Origin of the sequence: Shewanella sp. GutDb-MelDb, from assembly GCF_002836075.1 — a bacterium.
Classification (GTDB): domain Bacteria; phylum Pseudomonadota; class Gammaproteobacteria; order Enterobacterales; family Shewanellaceae; genus Shewanella.
The window spans coordinates 1-1,765 of sequence record NZ_PJBM01000069.1; the positions used below are offsets into that span (position 1 = coordinate 1).

At 34.3% G+C, this 1,765-nt stretch carries 2 protein-coding genes; both read right to left on the reverse strand.

From position 1 onward, the window contains the following. Positions 1-180: helix-turn-helix domain-containing protein (locus tag CXF82_RS01315; protein ID WP_145991635.1), on the reverse strand; the 180-nt coding region annotated here is incomplete at its 3' end. Between the two features lie 5 nt (positions 181-185). Then, a complete protein-coding gene (locus CXF82_RS01320) occupies positions 186-1,475 on the reverse strand; it encodes a L,D-transpeptidase family protein (RefSeq protein WP_102043547.1) in 1,290 nt (429 codons plus the stop codon). Positions 1,476-1,765: the final 290 nt, after the last annotated feature.

A 1,765-nucleotide genomic window follows, 5' to 3' on the forward strand; every position in this document is an offset into this window, starting at 1 on the left:
GTAGTCGCTCACCCATCTATTTACACTAGTACGGCTAACTTTTAAATAAGACGCTATCTTATAACGAGATTTACCTTCTTTAAAATGTAATATTGCTAATAATTTTAATTTCATTCTGGCGTTCTTTTCTTTTCGAATAAGAATAGACAGAGGTTCATTATCATGACAATTACTATCCATTTCACCTACTCCTCAAGTGAATATACGTCAGGTCGTATTTGTAAAATACCATTATCATCAAGCCATAAAGTATTATAAGTCACAAATATCGGTATTGGGTTGCTCAAGGCAAAGTGGCTGGTATGTAGACCCCTTGAAGCAACTTCAACCAAAATCCTTTTTTTAAGCGGTTCTCTGCTCATAAGGTAGTCAGCGAGCAGTTTTGGTTGTTCCACACGAATACAGCCATGACTTAGTGCCCTTTTAGGTACTTTAAATAGATCTTTTCTTGGCGTATCATGTAGAAATATCGAGCTGTTATTTGGTACAGTGAATCTATAGTGACCTAATGCATTTTTATCACCCGGTAGTTGTATCAACTGTTTATGTTTCAGTGCACGCCTAAATGATTGTAAGTCTATGGTATTAATTTTATCAATGTTGTTGTTCCCGCTATAATCTCTAAAAGCAAAATCATTTTTACCTAAGTAAAATTTGTCGACTTGTATTTTAGGCAATATATCACTGTTTATTATACTTCTGGGGACAGTCCATCTAGGATTGACTGTAATTTGAGAAATGGTAGTATTTAATTCAGGTGTTGCAGTTTTCTTTCTTCCAACAATAACATTAAGTTTCAAAACCTCTCGGTTATCTTTAATTACCCGTAACTGGTAACTAGGAATATTGACTTCGACATATTCACTTTTTTCTAACTTAAATGATGTAATGTGTTTAAAAAGTAACGATGTCAACTCTGATGCTCTTTTAGATGGCGGAGTGTTTAACAACAAAACGGTATCTGTTGTTAATAAACCGGATGGTTCTAAGCCATGTCTTTTCTGAAAATGCTTAATACCAACCGTGATTGCAGGATCAAAAACTTTCTCTCGATAAGGAGGTAAATCTTGATAATGAAGATCTTCTAAACTCACTAACATCCAACGTAATTTTGCTATTTCATCAGATTTCTTTCCTAGTACAAGCTTTACGACTTTCAATGTAGGCCATTCATAATGCTGTAAGTTTCTATATTTCTCTATTTGATGTACCAGGTTCTTAATGCGTTCACTTTTAAGAACAATGACTAACTTTTCTTTAGAAAGCTCCGTTAACTTTAGATATTGTTCTTCAGAAAATAAAAATGCAAAATCAAGCGAGCTTACACCTCTCTCATTTGCCAGTATACTATTGTTATCTATAGCATTAATATAACTAACACTAGTGCTATCCGTATACACATCAAAAGGCACCAATGCTGTAACCAGCATAAATGCACGAATACTGAATGATGAATAATTAAAATCTATAAGCAAAAGAATCCCTCTTAAAAGCAAGTAAATCGTATACCGACGTCCCAGTCTGATCAGCGCTTGAATCCTTTCAAATGGTTATTGAACAACTAACGAAGATGACGATAACCATGTAATAGGTCTAGTACATAATAGTACTTTTTAGCAAATTAGACGGAGGATGTATGTTGAATACTAGTCTGCTAGCCTTTCAGTAGATGACTGATAATTATCTTTATTTCTACCTTGCTGCAGTACAGTATATTTTTCCATACTTGAACCAACAACCACAATATCGAGACTAAAGGAGCCTC